Origin of the sequence: Variovorax sp. J2L1-78, assembly GCF_030317205.1 — a bacterium.
Lineage (GTDB): Bacteria > Pseudomonadota > Gammaproteobacteria > Burkholderiales > Burkholderiaceae_C > Variovorax > Variovorax arabinosiphilus.
This window is the reverse complement of record NZ_JASZYB010000001.1, coordinates 817466-837051: the sequence shown is the minus strand read 5'-3', so window position 1 is coordinate 837051 and position 19586 is coordinate 817466. Positions and strand designations below refer to the sequence as shown.

17 protein-coding genes are annotated in these 19586 nt (G+C 67.1%); 5 read left to right on the top strand and 12 right to left on the bottom strand.

All coding sequences use genetic code 11. The features are described 5' to 3' along the window. The first annotated feature begins 29 nt into the window (after nucleotides 1–29). From QTH86_RS04050 to QTH86_RS04040, 3 genes are read left to right on the top strand one after another with little or no spacing between them, the layout of a single operon-like run. On the top strand, nucleotides 30–536 hold the full coding sequence (locus QTH86_RS04050; protein ID WP_286645940.1) for a sigma-70 family RNA polymerase sigma factor: 507 nt from the start codon (nucleotides 30–32) through the stop codon (nucleotides 534–536). 13 nt (nucleotides 537–549) lie between these two features. Continuing rightward, nucleotides 550–1266, top strand: coding sequence for an anti-sigma factor family protein (locus QTH86_RS04045; RefSeq protein WP_286645941.1), 717 nt, complete (start codon nucleotides 550–552; stop codon nucleotides 1264–1266). Between the two features lie 55 nt (nucleotides 1267–1321). After that, nucleotides 1322–1711, top strand: a complete 390-nt coding sequence (locus QTH86_RS04040; RefSeq protein WP_286645942.1) for a COG4315 family predicted lipoprotein — start codon at nucleotides 1322–1324, stop codon at nucleotides 1709–1711. 64 nt (nucleotides 1712–1775) lie between these two features. Here the strand turns inward: QTH86_RS04040 and QTH86_RS04035 are convergent, their stop codons facing one another. The 12 genes from QTH86_RS04035 to QTH86_RS03980 all read right to left on the bottom strand — a co-directional run bounded on the left by QTH86_RS04035 (nucleotide 1776) and on the right by QTH86_RS03980 (nucleotide 17856). Further along, nucleotides 1776–2654, bottom strand: a complete 879-nt coding sequence (locus tag QTH86_RS04035; RefSeq protein WP_286645943.1) for a DMT family transporter — start codon at nucleotides 2652–2654, stop codon at nucleotides 1776–1778. Between the two features lie 27 nt (nucleotides 2655–2681). Further along, a complete protein-coding gene (gene typA / locus QTH86_RS04030) occupies nucleotides 2682–4508 on the bottom strand; it encodes a translational GTPase TypA (RefSeq protein ID WP_286645944.1) in 1827 nt (608 codons plus the stop codon). Next, nucleotides 4505–5473 carry a tRNA pseudouridine(55) synthase TruB gene (gene truB, locus QTH86_RS04025; RefSeq protein ID WP_286645945.1) on the bottom strand — a complete coding sequence of 323 codons (969 nt, stop codon included), beginning with the start codon at nucleotides 5471–5473 and terminating at the stop codon, nucleotides 4505–4507. The genes typA and truB overlap by 4 nt, the downstream gene beginning before the upstream one ends. A 2-nt stretch (nucleotides 5474–5475) precedes the next feature. Next, nucleotides 5476–5847 (bottom strand): 30S ribosome-binding factor RbfA, encoded by a 372-nt coding sequence (gene rbfA, locus QTH86_RS04020; protein WP_262075221.1) that lies wholly within the window; start codon nucleotides 5845–5847, stop codon nucleotides 5476–5478. A 21-nt stretch (nucleotides 5848–5868) separates the two neighbouring features. Beyond that, on the bottom strand, nucleotides 5869–8793 hold the full coding sequence (infB, locus tag QTH86_RS04015; RefSeq protein ID WP_286645946.1) for a translation initiation factor IF-2: 2925 nt from the start codon (nucleotides 8791–8793) through the stop codon (nucleotides 5869–5871). 24 nt (nucleotides 8794–8817) lie between these two features. Then, nucleotides 8818–10302, bottom strand: a complete 1485-nt coding sequence (gene nusA / locus QTH86_RS04010) for a transcription termination factor NusA (RefSeq protein WP_262075219.1) — start codon at nucleotides 10300–10302, stop codon at nucleotides 8818–8820. 18 nt (nucleotides 10303–10320) lie between these two features. Further along, nucleotides 10321–10965 carry a ribosome maturation factor RimP gene (gene rimP / locus QTH86_RS04005; RefSeq protein ID WP_286645947.1) on the bottom strand — a complete coding sequence of 215 codons (645 nt, stop codon included), beginning with the start codon at nucleotides 10963–10965 and terminating at the stop codon, nucleotides 10321–10323. A 177-nt stretch (nucleotides 10966–11142) separates the two neighbouring features. Then, on the bottom strand, nucleotides 11143–12345 hold the full coding sequence (locus tag QTH86_RS04000) for a YbfB/YjiJ family MFS transporter (protein WP_286645948.1): 1203 nt from the start codon (nucleotides 12343–12345) through the stop codon (nucleotides 11143–11145). 20 nt (nucleotides 12346–12365) lie between these two features. Further along, on the bottom strand, nucleotides 12366–13976 hold the full coding sequence (locus QTH86_RS03995) for an ABC transporter ATP-binding protein (protein ID WP_286645949.1): 1611 nt from the start codon (nucleotides 13974–13976) through the stop codon (nucleotides 12366–12368). Next, nucleotides 13973–15019, bottom strand: coding sequence for an ABC transporter permease (locus tag QTH86_RS03990; RefSeq protein WP_286645950.1), 1047 nt, complete (start codon nucleotides 15017–15019; stop codon nucleotides 13973–13975). Before QTH86_RS03990 ends, QTH86_RS03995 begins: the two co-directional genes overlap by 4 nt. Next, the gene (locus QTH86_RS03985; RefSeq protein WP_286645951.1) at nucleotides 15012–16046 is read right to left on the bottom strand and encodes a microcin C ABC transporter permease YejB; all 1035 of its coding nucleotides are present in this window, start codon (nucleotides 16044–16046) and stop codon (nucleotides 15012–15014) included. Before QTH86_RS03985 ends, QTH86_RS03990 begins: the two co-directional genes overlap by 8 nt. 13 nt (nucleotides 16047–16059) lie before the next feature. Next, on the bottom strand, nucleotides 16060–17856 hold the full coding sequence (locus QTH86_RS03980) for an extracellular solute-binding protein (RefSeq protein WP_286645952.1): 1797 nt from the start codon (nucleotides 17854–17856) through the stop codon (nucleotides 16060–16062). Between the two features lie 37 nt (nucleotides 17857–17893). Between QTH86_RS03980 and fabI the strand changes: the two genes are divergently transcribed. Together fabI and QTH86_RS03970 are read left to right on the top strand one after the other, a co-directional pair. After that, entirely contained in the window at nucleotides 17894–18685 is a 792-nt protein-coding gene (gene fabI / locus QTH86_RS03975) for an enoyl-ACP reductase FabI (protein ID WP_286645953.1), read from the top strand. Between the two features lie 42 nt (nucleotides 18686–18727). Continuing rightward, nucleotides 18728–19573: a DNA ligase gene (locus tag QTH86_RS03970; RefSeq protein WP_286645954.1), complete on the top strand. Its 846-nt coding sequence runs from the start codon at nucleotides 18728–18730 to the stop codon at nucleotides 19571–19573. Nucleotides 19574–19586: the final 13 nt, after the last annotated feature.

Genomic DNA, 19586 nt, shown 5'->3' with positions numbered 1-19586 from the left:
CCTCGCCCGGTGTTCATCCAGCAATCGCCATGGACACCCGCCCGCTCGTCGACCACATTCCCAGCCTGCGCCGCTACGCACGGGCCTTGACCGGCGACGCCTGGGCCGCCGACGACCTGGTGCAGGACACGCTCGAGCGCGCCTGCGTCAAGTGGCGGCTCTGGACCGCAGGCACGGACCTGCGGGCCTGGCTCTTCACGCTGATGCACAACGTCTTTGCCAACCAGGTGCGCCGTGCGCCGCCACGCGCCGTGGTGGACGTCGACGAGGTCGGGCATGAACCGCACGAGGCCGACGCCGGCCTCGACCGCACGCTCGACCTGCAACGCTGCCTGTTGCTGCTGCCGGACGACCAGCGCGCCGTGCTGCTGCTGGTGGCGCTCGAAGACCTGTCGTATGCCGAGGTCGCCCGGATCCTCGCGATCCCGGTGGGCACCGTGATGTCGCGGCTGTCCCGGGCGCGGGCCCGCCTGCACGCGCTGATGGAAGGCGCGGCGTCGACCGACAGCCGCCCGGCCTTGCGTCGACTCAAATGAATGCCGCCACGCCATGAACCACCCTGCGCCACCCGACCATGACCTTCCCGACTGGGAAGCGCAGCGTGCCGCCCTGCGCCGGTTGCACCGCGACGTCCTCGATGCACCGGTCCCGCCGGCATTGCTCGCCGCCGCCGGCCAGGCCGATCGTCGCTTCGCGCGCCAGGCGCTCTGGACGCGCTGGGGCGGGTTGGCCGCTGCGGTGCTGATCGCCTTCGGCGCCGGCTGGTTGGCCAACGGGCAATGGACCGCCGCCAGCGGCGCGAGGCAACTGGCCCGCGCGCCGGCCACGCGCGAGTTCGTGCATGCGGCGTCCGTGGCCCATGCCGTGTATGCGCCCGAGAAGCGCCACCCAGTCGAGGTAGCGGCCACGGAGGAACAGCACCTGGTCCAGTGGCTGTCACGCCGGCTCGACAAGCCGCTGAAGACGCCCGACCTGACCGCCGAAGGCTACACGCTGGTGGGTGGCCGGCTGCTGCCCGGCGATGCGGGGGCGCGTGCCCAGTTCATGTTCGAAGACCGCAGCGGCCAGCGCGTGACGCTCTATCTGGGCGAGCTCAAGACCCCGATGGCATCCGCCCAGGTGGGCGAATCGGCCTTCCGTTTTTCGACCGACGGGCCGGTGCCCAGCTTCTACTGGGTCGACCGCGGCTTCGGGTATGCCCTGGCCGGGAAACTCCCACGCGACGCGTTGCTGCGGCTGGCCACGCTGGTGTACCGTCAGCTGTGACGCCCCCGTGCGTCCACCTTGTCACACAAGTTTTTTAACCGAAGGAGAACCCTCCATGAAACTGCTCAGCACTTCCATCCTCGCCATCGCCCTGCTGTCCGGCTGCGGCATGATGAACAAGACCGCCTCGGCGCCCGATACGCCGACGCGCACGGCCGACGGCGTGCTGGTCGGCCCGAACGGGATGACGCTCTACACCTTCGGCCGTGATGCGGTCGGCAGCGGCAAGTCGGCCTGCAACGGCCCGTGCATCACCAACTGGCCGGCGCTGCTCGCCCCCGATACCGCCAAGCCGATGGGCGACTACAGCGTCGTCGTGCGCGACGACGGCAAGAAGCAGTGGGCCTACAAGGGCGCCCCGCTCTACTACTGGGCCAAGGACGCCAAGGCCGGCGACCGCACCGGCGACGGCGTCGGCGGCGTCTGGAAACTCGCACGCCCTTGAACGCGTCGTAGCGCCAACAAAAAGCCGGCACGAGCCGGCTTTTTCATGGGTGATCGCCGGACGCTTAGCCCGCGCGCCGCGCCCGCATCGCCACCAGCTCGTTGGCGACCAGCGCGCCGACCACGATCGCGCCGCCCGTCAGCACGGTGGCTCCCGGCACCTCACCTGCGCCCAGCCAGGCCAGCGTGATGCCGAAGATGACCTCCAGCAGGGCCAGCAGCGATACCTCGGGCGCACTGAGCACGCGGGCGCACAGCACCGACATCACGCACGGAATCGCGAGCTGGAACACGCCGAGGAAGCCCAGCAGCGTCAGGTCCCGGTCGGTGGCCTGGAGCGGCCAGGCGAGTGGCAGCGTCAGCAGCGAGGACAGCACGGCACCAATCAGCACGGCAGGCACGAGGTCGATGCGCTGGCCTTGCGCGTTCGCATGCTGCACGGATGTCCAGTTGGCGGCACCGGCAATCGGGACGCACAGCGCCACCAGCGTGCCCAGCCATTCGCCGTTGCCGATCTGCGTGCCGTACATCCAGCCGATACCCACGCCGGCCGCCGCGATGGCGAGCCAGGTGCGCAGCGGCAGGCGATGGCCGATGAAGAGGCGTGCCGCCAGCGCGGTCAGCAGCGGCCCGGCGGCCAGCGTGACCAGCACGTTGGCGGTGCTGGTCAGCGTGAGTGCCACCATGAAGGCGGTGAACATCACGCTCCAGCAGACGCCGGAGATCCACAGCGCCCGCCCGCCGTGGCGGATCTTCGAGAAGACGCCGGGTCCCTGCCAGGCTGGCAGGACGACCAACAGCGCCAGCGCGGTGAACGCGCTGCGCCAGAAGGTCACTTCGAAGCTTCGCGCCCCTTCGAGATGGCGCGTGACGACGCCGGCCGTGGCCCACATCAGGGTCACGCCGACCATCATCCAGACCGCGCGGCCGTGGGTCAGGGTCAAGGCGGCCCCAAAACGATCAGCCGACGATCAGCGGCCGGCGCGCTTGCGTTCGCTTTCCTTGAGGAAGCGCTTGCGCAGGCGAACGCTCTTGGGCGTGATCTCGACCAGCTCGTCGTCCTCGATGAATTCCACGCCGTATTCCAGCGTGAGTTCGATCGGGGGCGTGATCTTGACCGCGTCTTCCTTGCCGGACACGCGGAAGTTCGTCAGCTGCTTGGTGCGGGTGGCATTCACCACCAGGTCGTTGTCGCGGCTGTGGATGCCGACGATCATGCCTTCGTACACCGGATCGTTCGCCTTGACGAACATGCGGCCGCGGTCGTCCAGCTTGCCCAGGGCGTAGGTGAAGATTTCACCGTCGTCCATGGAAATCAGCACGCCGTTCTTGCGGCCGCCGATGTCGCCCTTGTGCGCTTCGTAGCTGTCGAAGATGTTGCTGATGAGGCCCGAGCCGCGCGTCAGATTCAGGAACTCGTTGGTGAAGCCGATCAGGCCACGCGCCGGGATGCGGTACTCGAGACGCACGCGCCCGCGGCCGTCCGGTTCCATGTTGACCAGCTCGCCCTTGCGCTCGCCCAGAGCCTGCATCACGCCGCCCTGGTGCTGCTCTTCGATGTCGGCGGTCACCAGCTCGATGGGTTCGTGCTTCTCGCCGTCCACGTCCTTCATCACCACGCGCGGCTTGCTCACGGCCATCTCGAAGCCTTCGCGGCGCATGTTTTCCAGCAGGATGGTCAGGTGCAGTTCGCCGCGGCCCATGACTTCGAAGATGCCTTCTTCGTCGGTCTCGCTCACGCGCAGTGCCACGTTGTGCTGCAGTTCCTTCTGCAGGCGGTCCCAGATCTGGCGGCTGGTGACGAACTTGCCTTCGCGGCCGGCCAGCGGGCTGGTGTTGACGCAGAAGTTCATGGTCAGCGTCGGCTCGTCGACCTTGAGCATCGGCAGCGGCGACGGCTTGGCCGGGTCGGTCACGGTCACGCCGATGTTCAGGTCGGCAATGCCGTTGATCAGCACGATTTCACCCGGGCCGGCCTCGGTGGCCTGCACGCGTTCGAGGCCCTGGAAGGTCAGCACCTGGTTGACACGGCCCTTGATGGCCTTGCCGTCCGGACCTTCCATGACCACCACGTCCATCATCGGCTTGATGGTGCCCTGGCTGATGCGGCCCACGCCGATGCGGCCGACGAAGGTCGAGAAATCGAGTGCCGAGATCTGCAGCTGCAGCGGCGCGGCCGGATCGCCCTTCTGGGCCGGCACGTGTTTGAGGATGGTGTTGAACAGGGCCGACATGTCGGGGCCCCACTGCTCACCCGCTGCGCCTTCTTCCAGCGACGACCAGCCATTGATGCCCGAGGCATACACCACGGGGAAATCGAGTTGTTCGTCGGTCGCGCCGAGCTTGTCGAACAGGTCGAAGGCGGCATTGACCACGAAATCGGGGCGCGCGCCCGGCTTGTCGACCTTGTTCACGACCAGGATGGGCTTGAGGCCCAGGGCCAGCGCCTTCTTGGTCACGAAGCGCGTCTGCGGCATCGGGCCTTCCTGCGCGTCGATCAGCAGCACCACGCCGTCGACCATCGACAGCGCGCGTTCCACTTCACCGCCGAAGTCCGCGTGACCGGGGGTGTCGACGATGTTGATGTGCGTGCCTTCCCAGGTCACGGCGCAGTTCTTCGCCAGGATGGTGATGCCGCGTTCCTTTTCGATCGCGTTGTTGTCCATCACGGTGTCGACGACCTTCTCGTGCTCGGCGAAGGTGCCGGACTGGCGCAGCAGCTGGTCGACCATCGTGGTCTTGCCATGGTCCACGTGGGCAATGATGGCGATGTTGCGGATTTGCTTGGGGGTACTCATGGTGTGGTCTCGCAGAGAGTTGCGTTCGCTGGTGCGTTCAAAAGGATTTGCTGGATTTCGATGGGGTTCAGCAAGCGCCCCGGGATCAATTCGTTGGCCGTGACATGGGCCGTGCCGAGGAAGGCCGCCGGCTCCTCGCCGAAGACGGCCACCTCGGTGGCGTCAGCCCAGTCGCCGCGGCGGCGCAGGCCCGACAGGAAACGCGCCGCATCTTCCGTGCCCAGCGTGACGCGGCTGTGGCCGGCGACCAGCGCTTCGGCCGGCAGCAGGCGGGCCAGGCGTTCGTCCTCGGACATCGCTTCCAGCGCCTCGATCGTGACGCATTGCGTCTCGGTGAAGTCGCCGGTGGCGGTGCGCCGCAGCGACGTGAGGTGCGCGCCGCAGCCCAGCGCCTCGCCGATGTCTTCGCCGAGCGTCCGGATGTAGGTGCCCTTGCTGACGGTGGCGACGAGGCGGAGGGTGTCTGGCGACAGCGCGGTCAGCGCCAGCGCGTGGATCGACACGTCGCGGGGTGCCCGCTCGACGTCGATCCCTTCACGGGCGTATTCGTAGAGTGCCTTGCCGTCCTTCTTCAGGGCGCTGTGCATCGGCGGCACCTGGCGGATGGCGCCGGTGAACTGCGCCGCCACGCGGGCCAGATCGTCGGGCGTCAACTGCACCGGGCGTTCGGCGATCACCTCGCCCTCGGCATCGCCAGTCGACGTTTTCACGCCGAGCTGCACCGTCGCCACGTAGGTCTTGTCGGCATCGAGATGCAGTTGGCTGAATTTGGTCGCCGCGCCGAAGCACAGCGGCAGCACGCCGGTCGCGAGCGGATCCAGCGTGCCGGTGTGGCCCGCCTTCTCGGCACGCAACAACCACTTGGCTTTCTGCAAGGCCTGGTTGCTGGAGAAACCCAGCGGCTTGTCGAGCAGCAGCACCCCGTGCACAGGGCGCCGTTGCACCCTGGTGCGCGGCGCGTTCATGCCTACTCTTCCTTCGAGCGGGAAGCGACGGCCTGCGCGATGAGCGCATTCATGTCGGCCGCACGCTCGGTGGTGCGGTCGAACAGGAAATGCAGCGTCGGCACGGTATGGATCTGAAGTCGCTTGAACAGGCCGTTGCGCAGGAACCCCGCGGCCTGGTTCAACGCTTCGGTCGTGACGACCGGGTCGCCTACGAGCAGGCTGAAGTAGATCTTCGCGTGCGCGTAGTCGGGCGTGACCTCGACCGCCTGGATCGTGACCATGCCCACGCGCGGGTCCTTCAACTCGCGCGCGATCAGTTCCGTCAGATCGCGCTGGATCTGATCGGCCACCTTGAAGGCGCGGTTGGGGGCTGCTGCTTTGCGCTTGGGCATCGTCCGTTTCGCTGGGGCGCCTTACAGCGTCCGCGCGATTTCCTTGATTTCAAAGAATTCGAGCTGATCGCCCTCTTTGATGTCGTTGTAGTTCTTGAGCTTGATACCGCACTCGAAACCTTCGCGCACTTCGCGGACATCGTCCTTCATGCGCTTGATCGAGTCGACTTCGCCCGTGTAGACCACCACGTTGTCGCGCAGCAGGCGGAAATGCGCGCTGCGGTTGACCGAACCGGAGGTGATGTACGAACCCGCGACCGTGCCGATCTTCGAGGCGACGAACACCGTGCGGATCTCGGCCTGGCCGATGATCTCTTCGCGGCGCTCGGGGGCCAGCATGCCGGACATCGCCACCTTCACCTCATCCACGGCGTCGTAGATGATGCTGTAGTAGTTCAGCGTCACGCCATTGCCTTCGGCCAGCTTGCGCGCACCCGCATCGGCACGCACGTTGAAGCCGATGACGACCGCCTTCGATGCGATGGCCAGGTTGATGTCGTTCTCGCTGATGCCGCCGACGCCGGCGTACACGATCTGTACCTTGACCTCGTCGGTTGCCAGCTTGAGCAGCGACTGGGCCAGCGCTTCCTGCGAACCCTGCACGTCGGCCTTGATGATCAGGCGCAGCGTCTGCACCTCGCCCGCCGACAGGTCGGTGAACATGCTCTGCAGGTTCGACGCCTGTTGCTTGGCCAGCTTGGTGTTGCGGAACTTGCCGGCACGGTAGGTGGCGATTTCGCGCGCACGGCGCTCGTCGGCCATCACCATGAACTCGTCGCCCGCCTGCGGTACCTCGGTCAGACCCTGGATTTCCACCGGGATCGACGGACCGGCCGTCTTGATCGGCTTGCCGTCCTCGTCGAGCATGGCGCGCACGCGGCCGTAGGTCGAGCCTGCGAGCACCACGTCGCCGGTCTTGAGCGTGCCGGACTGGACCAGCACGGTGGCGACCGGGCCACGGCCCTTGTCGAGCTGGGCTTCGATGACCAGACCCTTGGCGGCGGCATCGACAGGCGCCTTCAGTTCCAGCACTTCGGCCTGCAGCAGCACCTGCTCGAGCAGCGCATCGATGCCCTCGCCGGTCTTGGCCGACACCGGCACGAACGGCACATCGCCGCCGTACTCTTCGGGCACGACCTCTTCGGCCACCAGTTCCTGCTTCACGCGGTCCGGGCTGGCATCGGGCTTGTCGATCTTGTTGATCGCGACCACGATCGGCACACCCGCCGCCTTCGCATGCTTGATGGCTTCCTTGGTCTGCGGCATGACGCCGTCGTCGGCCGCCACCACCAGGATGACGATGTCGGTGGCCTGTGCACCGCGAGCACGCATGGCGGTGAACGCCTCGTGACCGGGGGTGTCGAGGAAGGAGACCATGCCACGCGGCGTTTCGACGTGGTAGGCGCCGATGTGCTGCGTGATGCCGCCGGCCTCACCCGCGGCGACCTTGGCGCGGCGGATGTAGTCCAGCAGCGAGGTCTTGCCGTGGTCGACGTGACCCATCACGGTCACGACCGGTGCGCGCGGCAGCGATTCGCCTGCCTGGGCGCCGACGTCTTCGTCGGTGAAGGCTTCCGGATCGTCCAGCGCAGCGACCACGGCCGTGTGGCCCATGTCTTCCACGATGATCATCGCGGTGTCCTGGTCGAGCGACTGGTTGATGGTCGCCATCATCCCGAGCTTCATCAATTGCTTGATGACCTCCTGCGCCTTCACCGCCATCTTGTGGGCCAGTTCGGCCACGGTGATGGTTTCAGGCACGTGCACTTCGAGCACGCGCGCCTCGACCGGTGCGGCCGGGGTGTGGTCCTCATGACCACCACGGTCGTTGCCGCGACGGCCGCGCGGGCCTCCGCGCCAGTTGCCGCGACCGACGCCACCACTGGCATCGCCGCGCGTCTTGATTTCCTTCTTCTTGGCCGGATCGCCCGCCCAACTCGACGAGAGCTTGGCCGACTTCACGTCCTTGCTGGCGCCCGGCGCCGTCGCGGCACCCGGTGCGGCAGGCGCACCCGGACGCGCAGCGGGCGCGACCGGCTTGTGCAGCGTGCCCTTGACGGCCGGCTTCGGCACTTCCTTTTCGGGCGCCTTGTGCGGCACCAGCACGCGGGCCGGTGCGTTCATCATGGCGCGGATGGCCTCGGCTTCGGCCAGGGCCTTGCGGCGGCGCTCGTCCAGATCCTTGGCGCGGGCGGCTTCCTCGTCGGCGCGGGCCTTCGATTCAGCGGCAGCCTTGGCCTTGGCGTCTTCCTTGGCCTGGCTGGCGGCAACGGCATCAGCCGCGGCTTTGCTCACGGCAGCATCGGGTTCTGCAGGAGCTGGTGCGTCGAACCCCGGCGCCCTGCTGCCGACCACGGCGGCAGTTGCCGCGGCCTTTTCCTTGGCTGCCACAGCGGCCTTGGCTTCGCGCTCGGCGGCTTCAGCCTGCTCGGCGCGTTCGGCCTTCTCGCGTTCGCGGGCTTCCGTTTCCTCGCGCTGGCGACGCTTCTCGGCCAGCTCTTCTTCCTGGCGGCGGATCAGCTCGGCCTGGCGGCGCGCCTCTTCCTCGCGCCGGCCGAGTTCGGCTTCGTCGATCTTCGGCGCAGCAGGTTCGCTCACGGGTGCGGCAGCGGCCGGCGTCGGCTCGGGCGTGCTGCCGGGGCCTTCGTCGCGCTGGATGAAGGTGCGCTTCTTGCGCACTTCCACCTGGATCGTGCGGGCACGGCCGGTGGCGTCCGCCTGCTTGATCTCGCTGGTGGATTTCTTGACGAGCGTGATCTTCTTGCGCTCGGGCTCCGCCGTGCCGTGGCTGGCCTTCAGGAAGCCGAGCAGGCGTTGCTTGTCCGCCTCGGTGAGCGCGTCGGTCGGCGCGGCTTTCGCCACGCCTGCGCTCTTGAGCTGGTCAAGCAGGGTTTCGGGGGTCTTCTTGAGTTCGTTCGCGAACTCGGCGACTGTGGTGCTGGACATATGTGCTTCGTGCTCCCATGACCGTCACTCTTGGCCCGCGAACCAATGTTCACGGGCTTTCAAGATGAGGGCTTTGGCGTCATCGGCACTGTGGCCGGTGATCTCGGTGAGTTCGTCGACCGCGAGGTCGGCCAGGTCGTCGCGGGTGTGGACACCCGCTTCGGCCAGCTTTGGAATGAGCTCGGGGTCGAGGCCTTCGAGGTCGCGCAGATTCTGCGAGACGCCTTCGGCGCTTTCTTCCTTCGCGATTTCCATCGTGAGCAAAGCATCCTTGGCACGGGTGCGCAGCTCGTTGATCGTGTCTTCGTCGAAGCTCTCGATTTCGAGCAGCTCGGAGATCGGCACATAGGCCACTTCTTCCAGGCTGGTGAAACCTTCGTTGATCAGGATGTCGGCGATTTCCTCGTCCACATCGAGCTTCTCCATGAAGAGCTTGCGGCTGGAATCGGTTTCGAGCGCCTGCTTCTGGGCTGACTCGTTCGCGTCCATGATGTTGATCTTCCAACCCGTCAGGTCGGACGCCAGGCGCACGTTCTGGCCGCCGCGGCCGATGGCGATGGCGAGGTTTTCCTCGTCGACCACCACGTCCATGGCGTGCTTCTCTTCGTCCACCACGATGGACGACACGTTGGCCGGCGCCAGTGCACCGATCACGAACTGGGCGGGGTCCTCGGACCACAGCACGATGTCGACGCGTTCACCGGCGAGTTCGTTCGTCACGGCGTTCACGCGGGTGCCACGCACGCCGACGCAGGTGCCGATCGGATCGACCCGCTTGTCGTGCGAGAGCACGGCGATCTTGGCGCGCGAACCCGGGTCACGGGCGCAGCTCTTGATCTCGAGCAGGCCCTGTTCGATCTCGGGCACTTCCTGGCGGAAGAGTTCGATCATGAATTCCGGCGCAGAGCGCGACAGGATGATCGGCGCGCCGCGCAGCGTCAGGTCGACCTCCATGATCATGGCCCGCACGCGGTCGCCGTTGCGCAGGTTTTCCTTGGCGATCATCTCGCTGCGGCGCAGACGCCCTTCGACGCGGCCGGCTTCCACGATGATGTCGCCCTTGTCCAGGCGCTTGACGGTGCCCACGAAGATCTTGTCGCCGCGCGACATGAAGTCGTTGAGCAGCATCTCGCGCTCGGCGTCGCGGATCTTCTGCAGGATCACCTGCTTGGCGGCCATGGCGCCGATGCGGCCGATCGGGACCGAGTCCACCGTTTCTTCGATGTATTCGTCGACCTCGATGTCGGGCATCTCTTCCTTGGCTTCGAACAGGAGGATTTCCTGGTCGGGCAACTGCAGGCCGGCTTCATCGGGAACGACGTGCCAGCGGCGGAAGGTCTCGTAGTCGCCGCTGTCGCGGTCGACGGCCACGCGGATGTCCACGTCGCCCTGATGGAGCTTCTTGGTGGCTTGCGCCAGTGCGGATTCGACCGCGCCGAAGACGACGTCGCGTTCGACGTTCTTCTCGCGCGAGATCGCATCCACCAACATCAACATTTCGCGATTCATGCCACTACGCTCCTCTTGTCAGTCCGACACTTCCGTGTCGCCAATGTCCGAAAGACCCTCGGGGGCCTGTTCCACCGACCCCGCCGGGGTCTTGGGCCTGCGGCCCTTGAAGTCCACGATCGGCGCGAGCCGCGCTTCGCGCAACTCGTCCAATGCAAAGCCGAGCGCATGCAACGGTGCAGGCGCGCGCTTCTTGCTGATCTTTTGTCCCGGCTTGGGTTCGGGGGCCTCGCTCCAGACGATCTGCCAACCACCCGCCTCGGCCCGCTCCAGCGTGCCGCGAAACTTCTTGCGGTTGGCCGCCACCTGGCCGCCGGCCGCAGCGCCCATCGGCGCCTTCAGCGTCACGTCGATCACTTCGCCGACGAAACGCTCGAAATCCTGTTCATGCCGCAGCGGGCGGTCGATGCCCGGCGACGACACCTCGAGGCGCTTGTAGTCGGCCCCGTCGACTTCCAGCGCAAATTGCAGCTGACGCGTGACCTTCTCGCAATCCTCGACCGTCACGAAGGGTTCGGGCGCACCGGGCACCCCATCGGAGGTGGGGGCGATCCAGGGCAGATCAATCGTGACGCGCAGCAATCCCCCGGCCGATCTTTCGATCTCGACCAGGTCGTAGCCGAGTCCGGCCACGGTTTGTTCCACTACTTGCTGCAATGCCACGTGTCTGTATGTGCCCTTGAAATTGCTCTTGGCTGTCGCTCACCGAGCGCGCCCTGCTCGCTGTCGTCCAGAAATGCCGAGAAATGCTTCGCCCAATAAAAAACGGGCGGTTGGTACCCGCCCGTTTGGTCGTGAGCCTCGAATTATATGCCAAAAGGTTCTCAAATGAATGACGCCTTAAGCCGAGAAAACGGCGCCGCGCCTTCTCGCTTTGCGCCAGACCCCCAGAAACAGCAAAGAACCCAATGCCAGAGCGGCTGCAGCCACCAGCAAGGGCACGGCGAAGGAGCCGGTGCGCTGCGCCAGCGGCGCCGCGAACAGCGGCCCGAGGATCTGTCCGACGCCGTACGAGGCGGTGGCGTAACCGATCAGTCCGGCCGCTGCGTTGCCGCGTAGCCGGCGGGCCTCGCGCACGGCGAACAGGGTGATCGCGGTGAACGGCATGCCCAGCAGCAGACTGCCCACGGCAAAGCCCGAAATGGTCGGCCAGAGCACCGAGAGCACGACGCCCGCCGCCTGCAGCGCGTAGGCGATGGCGAGCAACAGCCGGTTGTCCCAGGCGATCGGCGCCCGCGCGCCGATCAGCGCGCCAGGCACGATCGCCAGGCCGAACAGCGGCCAGAAGAAATCGGGCCAGGGAGAACCCGGAAGGGCCTGCCGCGCGATCACCGGCAAAAAGGTCGCCGTGATGATGTAGCCGAAGCCGGCCAGGCCATAGAGCCCGACCAGCCAGCGCGCATCGCTGCGGTGGCGGGCCGTCGCCTCGGGCTGCGGCGCTTCGGGCGCCCTGCCCGCGCCGGTTGCCGCCTGCGCGCCGTCGTCGAACACCCGCCAGATCAGCGCGATGAGCACCAGCGCCAGCAGGCCGTAGCCGATCCACGCCGCATCCGAGCCCCAGCGCCCCGTGACGCCACCCAGCAGGCCCGTCACCGCGATCCCGATCCCGGGGCCGGTGTAGATCACACCCCCCAGGGCGGGCGAATGGGTTTCGGCCAGGCGGCGCAGGCCCCAGCCGGAGGCGAAGACGAACACCCAGGCGCTCACCACGCCCGCGGCGCCGCGCAGCGCGCCCCAGACGGTGAAACCGTGCAACAGCCCCATGCCCAGCAGCAGCGCCGCCGTCGCCAGCAGGCCACTGCGCACCATGAAGGCCGGCCGCAACCGGATCGACGCGCACGACACCGCGCCGATGAAGTAGCCCAGGTAATTGAGCGAGGCCAGTACGCCGCCGGCCTGCAGGTCGAGCTTGCCCTCGTGCAGCATGATGGGGAGCATGGGCGTGAAGGCGAAGCGGCCCAGCCCCATCGCCACGGCCAGCGTGACCATGCAGGCCAGCGCGGCGCGCCAGGCGTCCCGCCGGTCTTTTCCGATATTCGACATTCTTTAGGGTGTCTCTTTGTCTAATCGGCCACGGCGGCCGCCACGAGCTTGCGCGTGTAGGGATGTTCGGGGGCGTCGAGCACCTGTTCGACCGGCCCGTGTTCGAGGATGGCGCCGTCCTTCATCACGATGACCTGGTGCGCCATGGCGGCGATGACCTCGATGTCGTGCGTGATCAGCAGATAGCTCAGCCCCCGCTCGCGCTGCAGCCGCTGCAGCAGCCCGAGCACCTGCTTCTGGATGGTGACGTCGAGCGCGCTGGTCGGCTCGTCGAGCACCAGCAGGGTCGGGTCGACGATCAGCGCGCGCGCGATCGCCAGTCGCTGGCGCTGCCCGCCCGAGAACTCGTGCGGATAGCGGTCGAGCAAGGCGGGGAACTGCGCCTCGCCCAGGCCGACGTCGGCCAGCGCCGCCAGCACGCGCACCCGGCGCGCCGCGCGGTCGAGTTCGGGCGCATGCACCGTGAGACCCTCGCCCACGATCTGCTCCACCGTCATGCGCGGCGACAGCGAGGAGAACGGGTCCTGGAAGACGACCTGCATGGTCCGGCGCAGCGCGCGGTCCTGCGTGCTGCCGGCGCCCCAGCGCTGGCCGCCGACCGCGAGCGAGCCGTCGTGCCGCAGCAGGCCCAGCGTGGCGAGCGCGAGGGTCGACTTGCCGGAGCCCGACTCGCCGACCACGCCCAGCGTCTCGCCCGGGGCGATCCGGAAATCGGCGCCTCGCACCGCCACGAAGGCGCCGGCGCGGAACCACCCGGCGATCCCGGGGCGCGGCACGGGATAGCTCACGCGCAGGCCCTGCGCCGCCAGCACCGGCGGCGCCTCGGTGGTCGGTGGCGGCACGACATCGCGCGTCGGCCGGCTGTCGATCAAGCGACGTGTGTAGGCATGCTGCGGCGCCCCGAAGACCTCGCTCACCGCGCCCTGCTCCACGATGTGGCCGCTTTCCATCACCGCCACGCGGTCGGCGAAGCGACGCACCAGGTTCAGGTCGTGCGTGATCAGCAGGACCGCCATGCCGTGCTTCTGCTGGAGCGCGCTCAGCAGGTCGAGGATCTGGCCGCGCACCGTGACATCCAGCGCCGTGGTCGGCTCGTCGGCCAACAACAGGCGCGGCTTGCAGGCCAGCGCCATGGCGATCATGGCGCGCTGACGCTGCCCGCCCGAGAGCTGGTGCGGGAAGGCCCGCGCACGCCGTGCCGGCTCGGGGATGCCGGTGTCGGCCAGCAGCGCGACGGCGGCCTCCTGCGCATCGCGTTTGGACAGCCCCTCGTGCAGTTCGAGCACCTCGGCGATCTGGTCGCCGACGCTGTAGAGCGCGTTCAGCGCGGTCATCGGCTCCTGGAAGATCATCGCGATCTCCTTGCCGCGGATGCCGCGCAGCGCGTGCTCGGACAACGCCAGCAGGTCACGCCCGCCGCCCGTCGCATCGGCGAAGCGTGCGCTGCCCTGGACCTCGGCGTTCTGGACGAGGCGCAGCAGGCTGAGCGCCGTTACGGTCTTGCCCGAGCCCGATTCGCCGACCAGCGCGAGCTTCTCGCCAACGCCGATGTGGAAGTCGATGCCGTGCACCACCGCCTTGCCGCCGAAGGCGACGCGCAGCCCTTGAACGTCGAGCAGCGGTGTCGTCACGTGTCCATCTTTCGGGGGTCGAGCGCGTCGCGCAGCGCGTCGCCCATGAAGGTGAGCAGCATCAGCGTCACCACCAGCACGCCGAAGGTCGACAGCGAGATCCACCAGGCGTCGATGTTGGCTTTGCCCTGGCTCAGCAGTTCGCCCAGCGACGGCGTGCCCGGCGGCACACCCAGGCCGAGGAAGTCGAGCGAGGTCAGCGCCAGAATCGCCGCGCTCATGCGGAACGGCAGGAAGGTGACGACCGGCGTCATGCTGTTGGGCAGGATGTGGCGCCGCATGATCTGCAGGTTCGACACGCCCAGCGCCCGCGCGGCCCGCACGTAGTCCATTTGGCGGTTGCGCAAGAACTCGGCCCGCACGTAGTCCGACAGCCCCATCCAGCCGAACAGGCTCAGCAGCACCAGCAGCAGCGCGACGCTGGGCGCGAAGATGGCGCTGAAGATGATGAGCAGGTAGAGCTCGGGCATCGAGCCCCAGATCTCGATGAAGCGCTGGAAGGCCAGGTCGGTCTTGCCACCGAAGAAGCCCTGGATGGCGCCGGTGATGACGCCCAGCACCACGCCAATGAAGGTCAGCGCCAGCGCGAACAGCACGCTCACGCGGAAGCCGTAGATCAACTGCGCCAGCAGGTCGCGGCCGCGGTCGTCGCTGCCGAAGAAGTTCTCGCGAGACGGCGCGGCCGGGTTCGGCGAGCTCGCGAAGTAGTTGAGCGTCTTCGGGCCGTAGGGGTTGGGCGCGTAGATCGCCCAGTTGCTGCCTTGCGTGATGCGCTCGCGGATGAAAGGGTCGAGGTAGTCGGCCGGCGTCTCGAAGTCGCCGCCGAAGGTCTTCTCGGAATAGTCGCGCAGCACCGGGAAATAGGTCGTGCCTTCGTAGCGCACGACCAGCGGCTTGTCGGTCGACAGCACCTCGGCGAACAGGCTCGCCACCACCAGCACGCTGAAGATCACCAGGCTCCAGAAGCCCAGGCGGTTGCGCTTGAAGCGGCGCCAGGCGCGCTGGCCCGGCGATGGGCTCACGGTGGGCGCGGCGTCAGTCAAACTTCACCCTCGGGTCGACCCACACGTAGCAAAGGTCGCTGATCAGCTTGGTCACCAGCCCGATCAGCGTGAAGAGATAGAGCGTGCCCAGCACGACTGGGTAGTCGCGCCGGATCACGCTCTCGTAGCTCAGCAGGCCGAGGCCGTCGAGCGAGAACAGCGTTTCGATCAGCAGCGCGCCAGTGAAGAAGGCGCCGATGAAGGCCGCCGGAAAACCGGTGACGATCGGAATGAGCGCATTGCGGAAGACGTGCTTCCACAGCACCTGCCGCTCGCTCAGCCCCTTCGCGCGCGCCGTCAGCACGTACTGCTTGCGGATTTCCTCGAGGAAGGAATTCTTGGTCAGCATGGCCGTCACCGCGAAGCTGCCGAGCACCATCGCCGTGATCGGCAGGGTGATATGCCAGAGGTAGTCGACGATGCGTGCGCCCCACCCCATCGCTTCCCAGTTGGGCGACGTGAGCCCGCGCAACGGAAACCACTGCAGCTGTCCGCCGAAAATCACCAGCAACGCGACGCCCAGCACGAAGCCGGGAATGGCGTAGCCGATCAGCACGATGAGCGTGGTGACGAAGTCGAAGCGCGAGCCGGCCCGCACCGCCTTCGCCACGCCCAGCGGCACCGCGATCAGGTAGCTGATGAAGAAGGTCCAGAGGCCGAGGCTGATCGACACCGGCATCTTTTCCTTCACCAGCTGCCACACGTCCTTGCGCTGGTAGAAGCTGGTCCCGAGGTCGAAGCGCGCGTAGCTCTTGAGCATCTGCCAGAAGCGCTCGTGCGCGGGCTTGTCGAAACCGTAGAGTTGCTTGATCTCCGCGATGCGCTTCTCGTCCAGGCCCTGGCGGCCGCGGTAGCCGGCCCCGCTCGACGCCGCGCGTTCACCGCCGGAGTCGCGCCCCTGCAGCTGCGCCACCATCTGCTCCACCGGACCACCCGGCACGAACTGGATCACGACGAAGGTCAGCAGCAGCACGCCAAACAGCGTCGGCACCATAAGCAGCAGGCGTTTGAGGATGTAGCTGGTCATGCGCGGCGCCCGTTCACTTGTTCGCGGGCGAGGCCCACCAGGTGCTCATGGCCCAAATGTCGGCCTGGTAATACGGCGGGATGGTCGGCGGCAACACGAAAGGCGCCGGCCGGTAACCGATCAGGAAGGCATCGCCGTAGTAGTGCGGCACCGAGTAGTAGCCGTGCGACAACACCCGGTCGAGGGCGCGCATGGCGGTGACCAGTTCGGGCCGCGTCTTCGACGCCACCACCTTCTGCAGCAGCGCGTCGACCGCCGGGTCGGCGATGCCCCAGATGTTCGACGAGCCGTTGGTGGAGGCGGCCTTCGATCCGAACAGTTCCAGCAATTCGCCGCCCGGCGCGGTGCTGCCTTGCAGCCGAAGTGACGTCATCTCGAAGTCGAAGCTGTCCATGCGCTGCTGCGACAGCGAGAAGTCGACCGTGCGGAAGCTCATCTGGATGCCCAGCTTCTGCAACGCGGTCTGGAAGGGCGTGGCCACGCGAATCAGCGAGGGCTGGTCGTTGAGGAACTCGATGGTGAAGGGTTCGTTCTTCGCGTTGCGCAACGCGCCGTCGCGGTAGGTCCATCCGGCTTCCGCAAGCAACCCGCGTGCCTTGCGGAGGTTCTCGCGCAGGCTACCGGGCGGCGCGGTGCTCGGCGACACCACCGCAGGCCCGAAGACTTCGGGTCGCAACTGGCCGCGCAACGGCTCGAGCAGCGCGAGCTCCTCCGGCTTGGGCAGGCCCTCGGCATGGAACTCGCTGTTGGGGTAGTAGCCTTCGACCCGTTTGTACAAGCCGTAGAAGAGTTGCTTGTTGAGCCACTCGAAGTCCATCGCGAGGCCGATGGCCTGGCGCACGCGGATGTCCTTGAACTTGTCCTTGCGCACATTGAAGACGTAGCCCTGGAAATCGCCGGGGTTCTTGTTCTCGAAGGCGCGCTTGACGAGCTCGCCCGACGTGAACTGCTTGCCCGTGTATTGGCGCGCCCAGTTGCGGGAGGTGAACTCGCGCATGAAGTCGTATTCGCCGGCCTTCAGCCCCTCGAACTTCGACGTCTCGTCGAGATAAATCTTGAAGGTCACGCGGTCGAAGTTGAACTGCCCCTTGCGCACCGGCAGGTCGGCGCCCCAGTAGGCCGGATCGCGCGTGTAGGTGATGTCGCGGCCCATGCGCGGGTTGGCGATCTTGTAGGGGCCCGAACCGATCGGCACCTCGGTCGTGATCTGGTCGAAGGGCTTGCCCCGACCCCAGGCACGGCTGAAGACGGCCATGCCACCCACCACCAGCGGCAGTTCGGGGTTCGGGCTGGCGAAGTCGAATCGCACGGTGCGCTCGTCGACGGCGACCACGTCCTTCACCTCGGCGTAGATGGTCTTGAACTGCGGCGCCGCCTCCTTGCTCATCAGCATGCGGAAGGAATGCACCACGTCGGCCGCCTGCACCGGCGAGCCGTCGTGGAAGCGCGCCTTCGGGTTCAGCCGGAAGGTGGCCGACTGCTTGTCTGCCGCGACGTCGACGTCGTCGGCCAGCAGCCCGTAGGCCGTGGTTGGTTCTTCCGAGTTGCCGGTCAGCAGGCTCTCGATCATCAGCGAACCGATGCCGTACGGCGCGGTCCCCTTGAGCGTGAAGGGGTTGAACTTGTCGAAGTTGGTCGGCCGCGTGGGCGGCACCATGCGGATCTCGCCGCCCTTGGGCGCCTGCGGATTCACGTAGCTGAAGTTCGTGAAACCCGACGGGTACTTCACATCGCCGAACTGCGCGTAGGCATGGGCGGCCCACGAGGGGGCCGCCGAGAGCAACATCACCAGGAGCAGCCAACCACGCATGCGAGAATTCTGCCCAAGATTTTCACGAGGCAACTCCATGGGCTTTCTTTCCGGCAAAAAAATTCTGATCACGGGCGTGCTGAGCAACCGTTCGATCGCCTACGGCATCGCCAAGGCCTGTCATCAACAGGGCGCGGAACTCGCCTTCAGCTACGTCGGCGAGCGATTCAAGGACCGTATCACCGAATTCGCCGCCGACTTCGATTCGAAGCTGATCTTCGACTGCGACGTGGGCGACGACGCGCAGATCGAGAAGCTCTTCGCCGACCTCTCGCAGACCTGGCCGCAGTTCGACGGCTTCGTGCACAGCATCGGCTTCGCCCCGCGCGAGGCGATCGCAGGCGACTTCCTCGACGGCCTGTCGCGCGAAGGCTTCAAGATCGCGCATGACATCAGCGCCTACAGCTTCCCGGCGATGGCCAAGGCAGCCCTGCCCTACCTGCGCGACAAGTCGGCGCTGCTCACGCTGACGTACCTGGGCGCCATTCGCGCACTGCCCAACTACAACACCATGGGTCTGGCCAAGGCCAGCCTCGAAGCCTCGGTGCGCTACCTGGCGCAGTCGCTCGGCCCCAAGGGCATGCGCGTGAACGGCATCAGCGCCGGCCCGGTCAAGACGCTCGCGGCCAGCGGCATCAAGGGCTTCGGCAAGATCCTCTCGACCGTGGCCGAGGTGTCACCGATCCGCCGCAACATCACGATCGAGGATGTCGGCAACGTGGCGGCCTTCCTGCTGAGCGACTTGGCCGGTGGTGTGACGGCCGAGATCACCTACGTGGATGGTGGCTTCAGCAACGTGGTGGGCGGCATCGACGAACCTGCCGCCTGATCGACTGCTCTCCGAACGGGAGAGTGACCTGGGAGGGTCGAGATGAAACGACGTCACTTTCTGATGGCGGCTGGGCTGGCGAGTGCCCTGCCGCCGCTCGCGCGCGCCGCCGCGCCGGCATTGATGCTGGCCGACGTGTACCGGCCCGGCATGCCGCTCGAGGGCTACTGGGTCAGCGAGAAATACGATGGCGTGCGCGGCTACTGGGACGGCAAGCAGCTCTGGACGCGCGGCGGCACGCGCGTGGCGGCACCGGCCTGGTTCACGGCCCCCTTGCCTGCCGTGCCACTCGACGGCGAACTCTGGGCCGGCCGTGGCCGCTTCGAGCTGGCGACATCGACCGTGCGCAGCCAGATCCCGAACGATACCGCCTGGCGCGAGATCCGCTTCATGGTGTTCGATTTGCCGGCCCAGCCCGGCGACTTCGATGCGCGGCTGGCGGCGTTGCGCAAGCTGCTGCCCATCACCGCCGCGCCATGGGTGGTGCCGGTCGCGCAGCAGCGCGCCACCACGCACGAGGCGCTGCAGGCCTTGCTGAACAAGACCGTGAAGCTCGGCGGCGAGGGCCTGATGCTCCATCGCGGCGGCGCGCCGTACCGCGGTGAGCGCAACGCCGACCTGCTGAAAGTCAAGCCCTACGACGATGCCGAGGCACGCGTCGTCGGCCACACGGCCGGCCAGGGCCGGCATGCGAGCCATCTGGGTGCCCTGGTCGTTGAGACGCCGGAGGGGCGGCGCTTCAAGCTGGGTGGCGGCTTCACCGACGCCCAGCGCCGCGACCCGCCACCGGTCGGCACCTGGGTGACCTACCGCTACAACGGCACCAACCCGAGCGGCCTGCCCCGCTTCGCGCGCTTCATGCGGGTACGCAGCGAGCCCGGCATCTGAGCGGGCCCAGGGC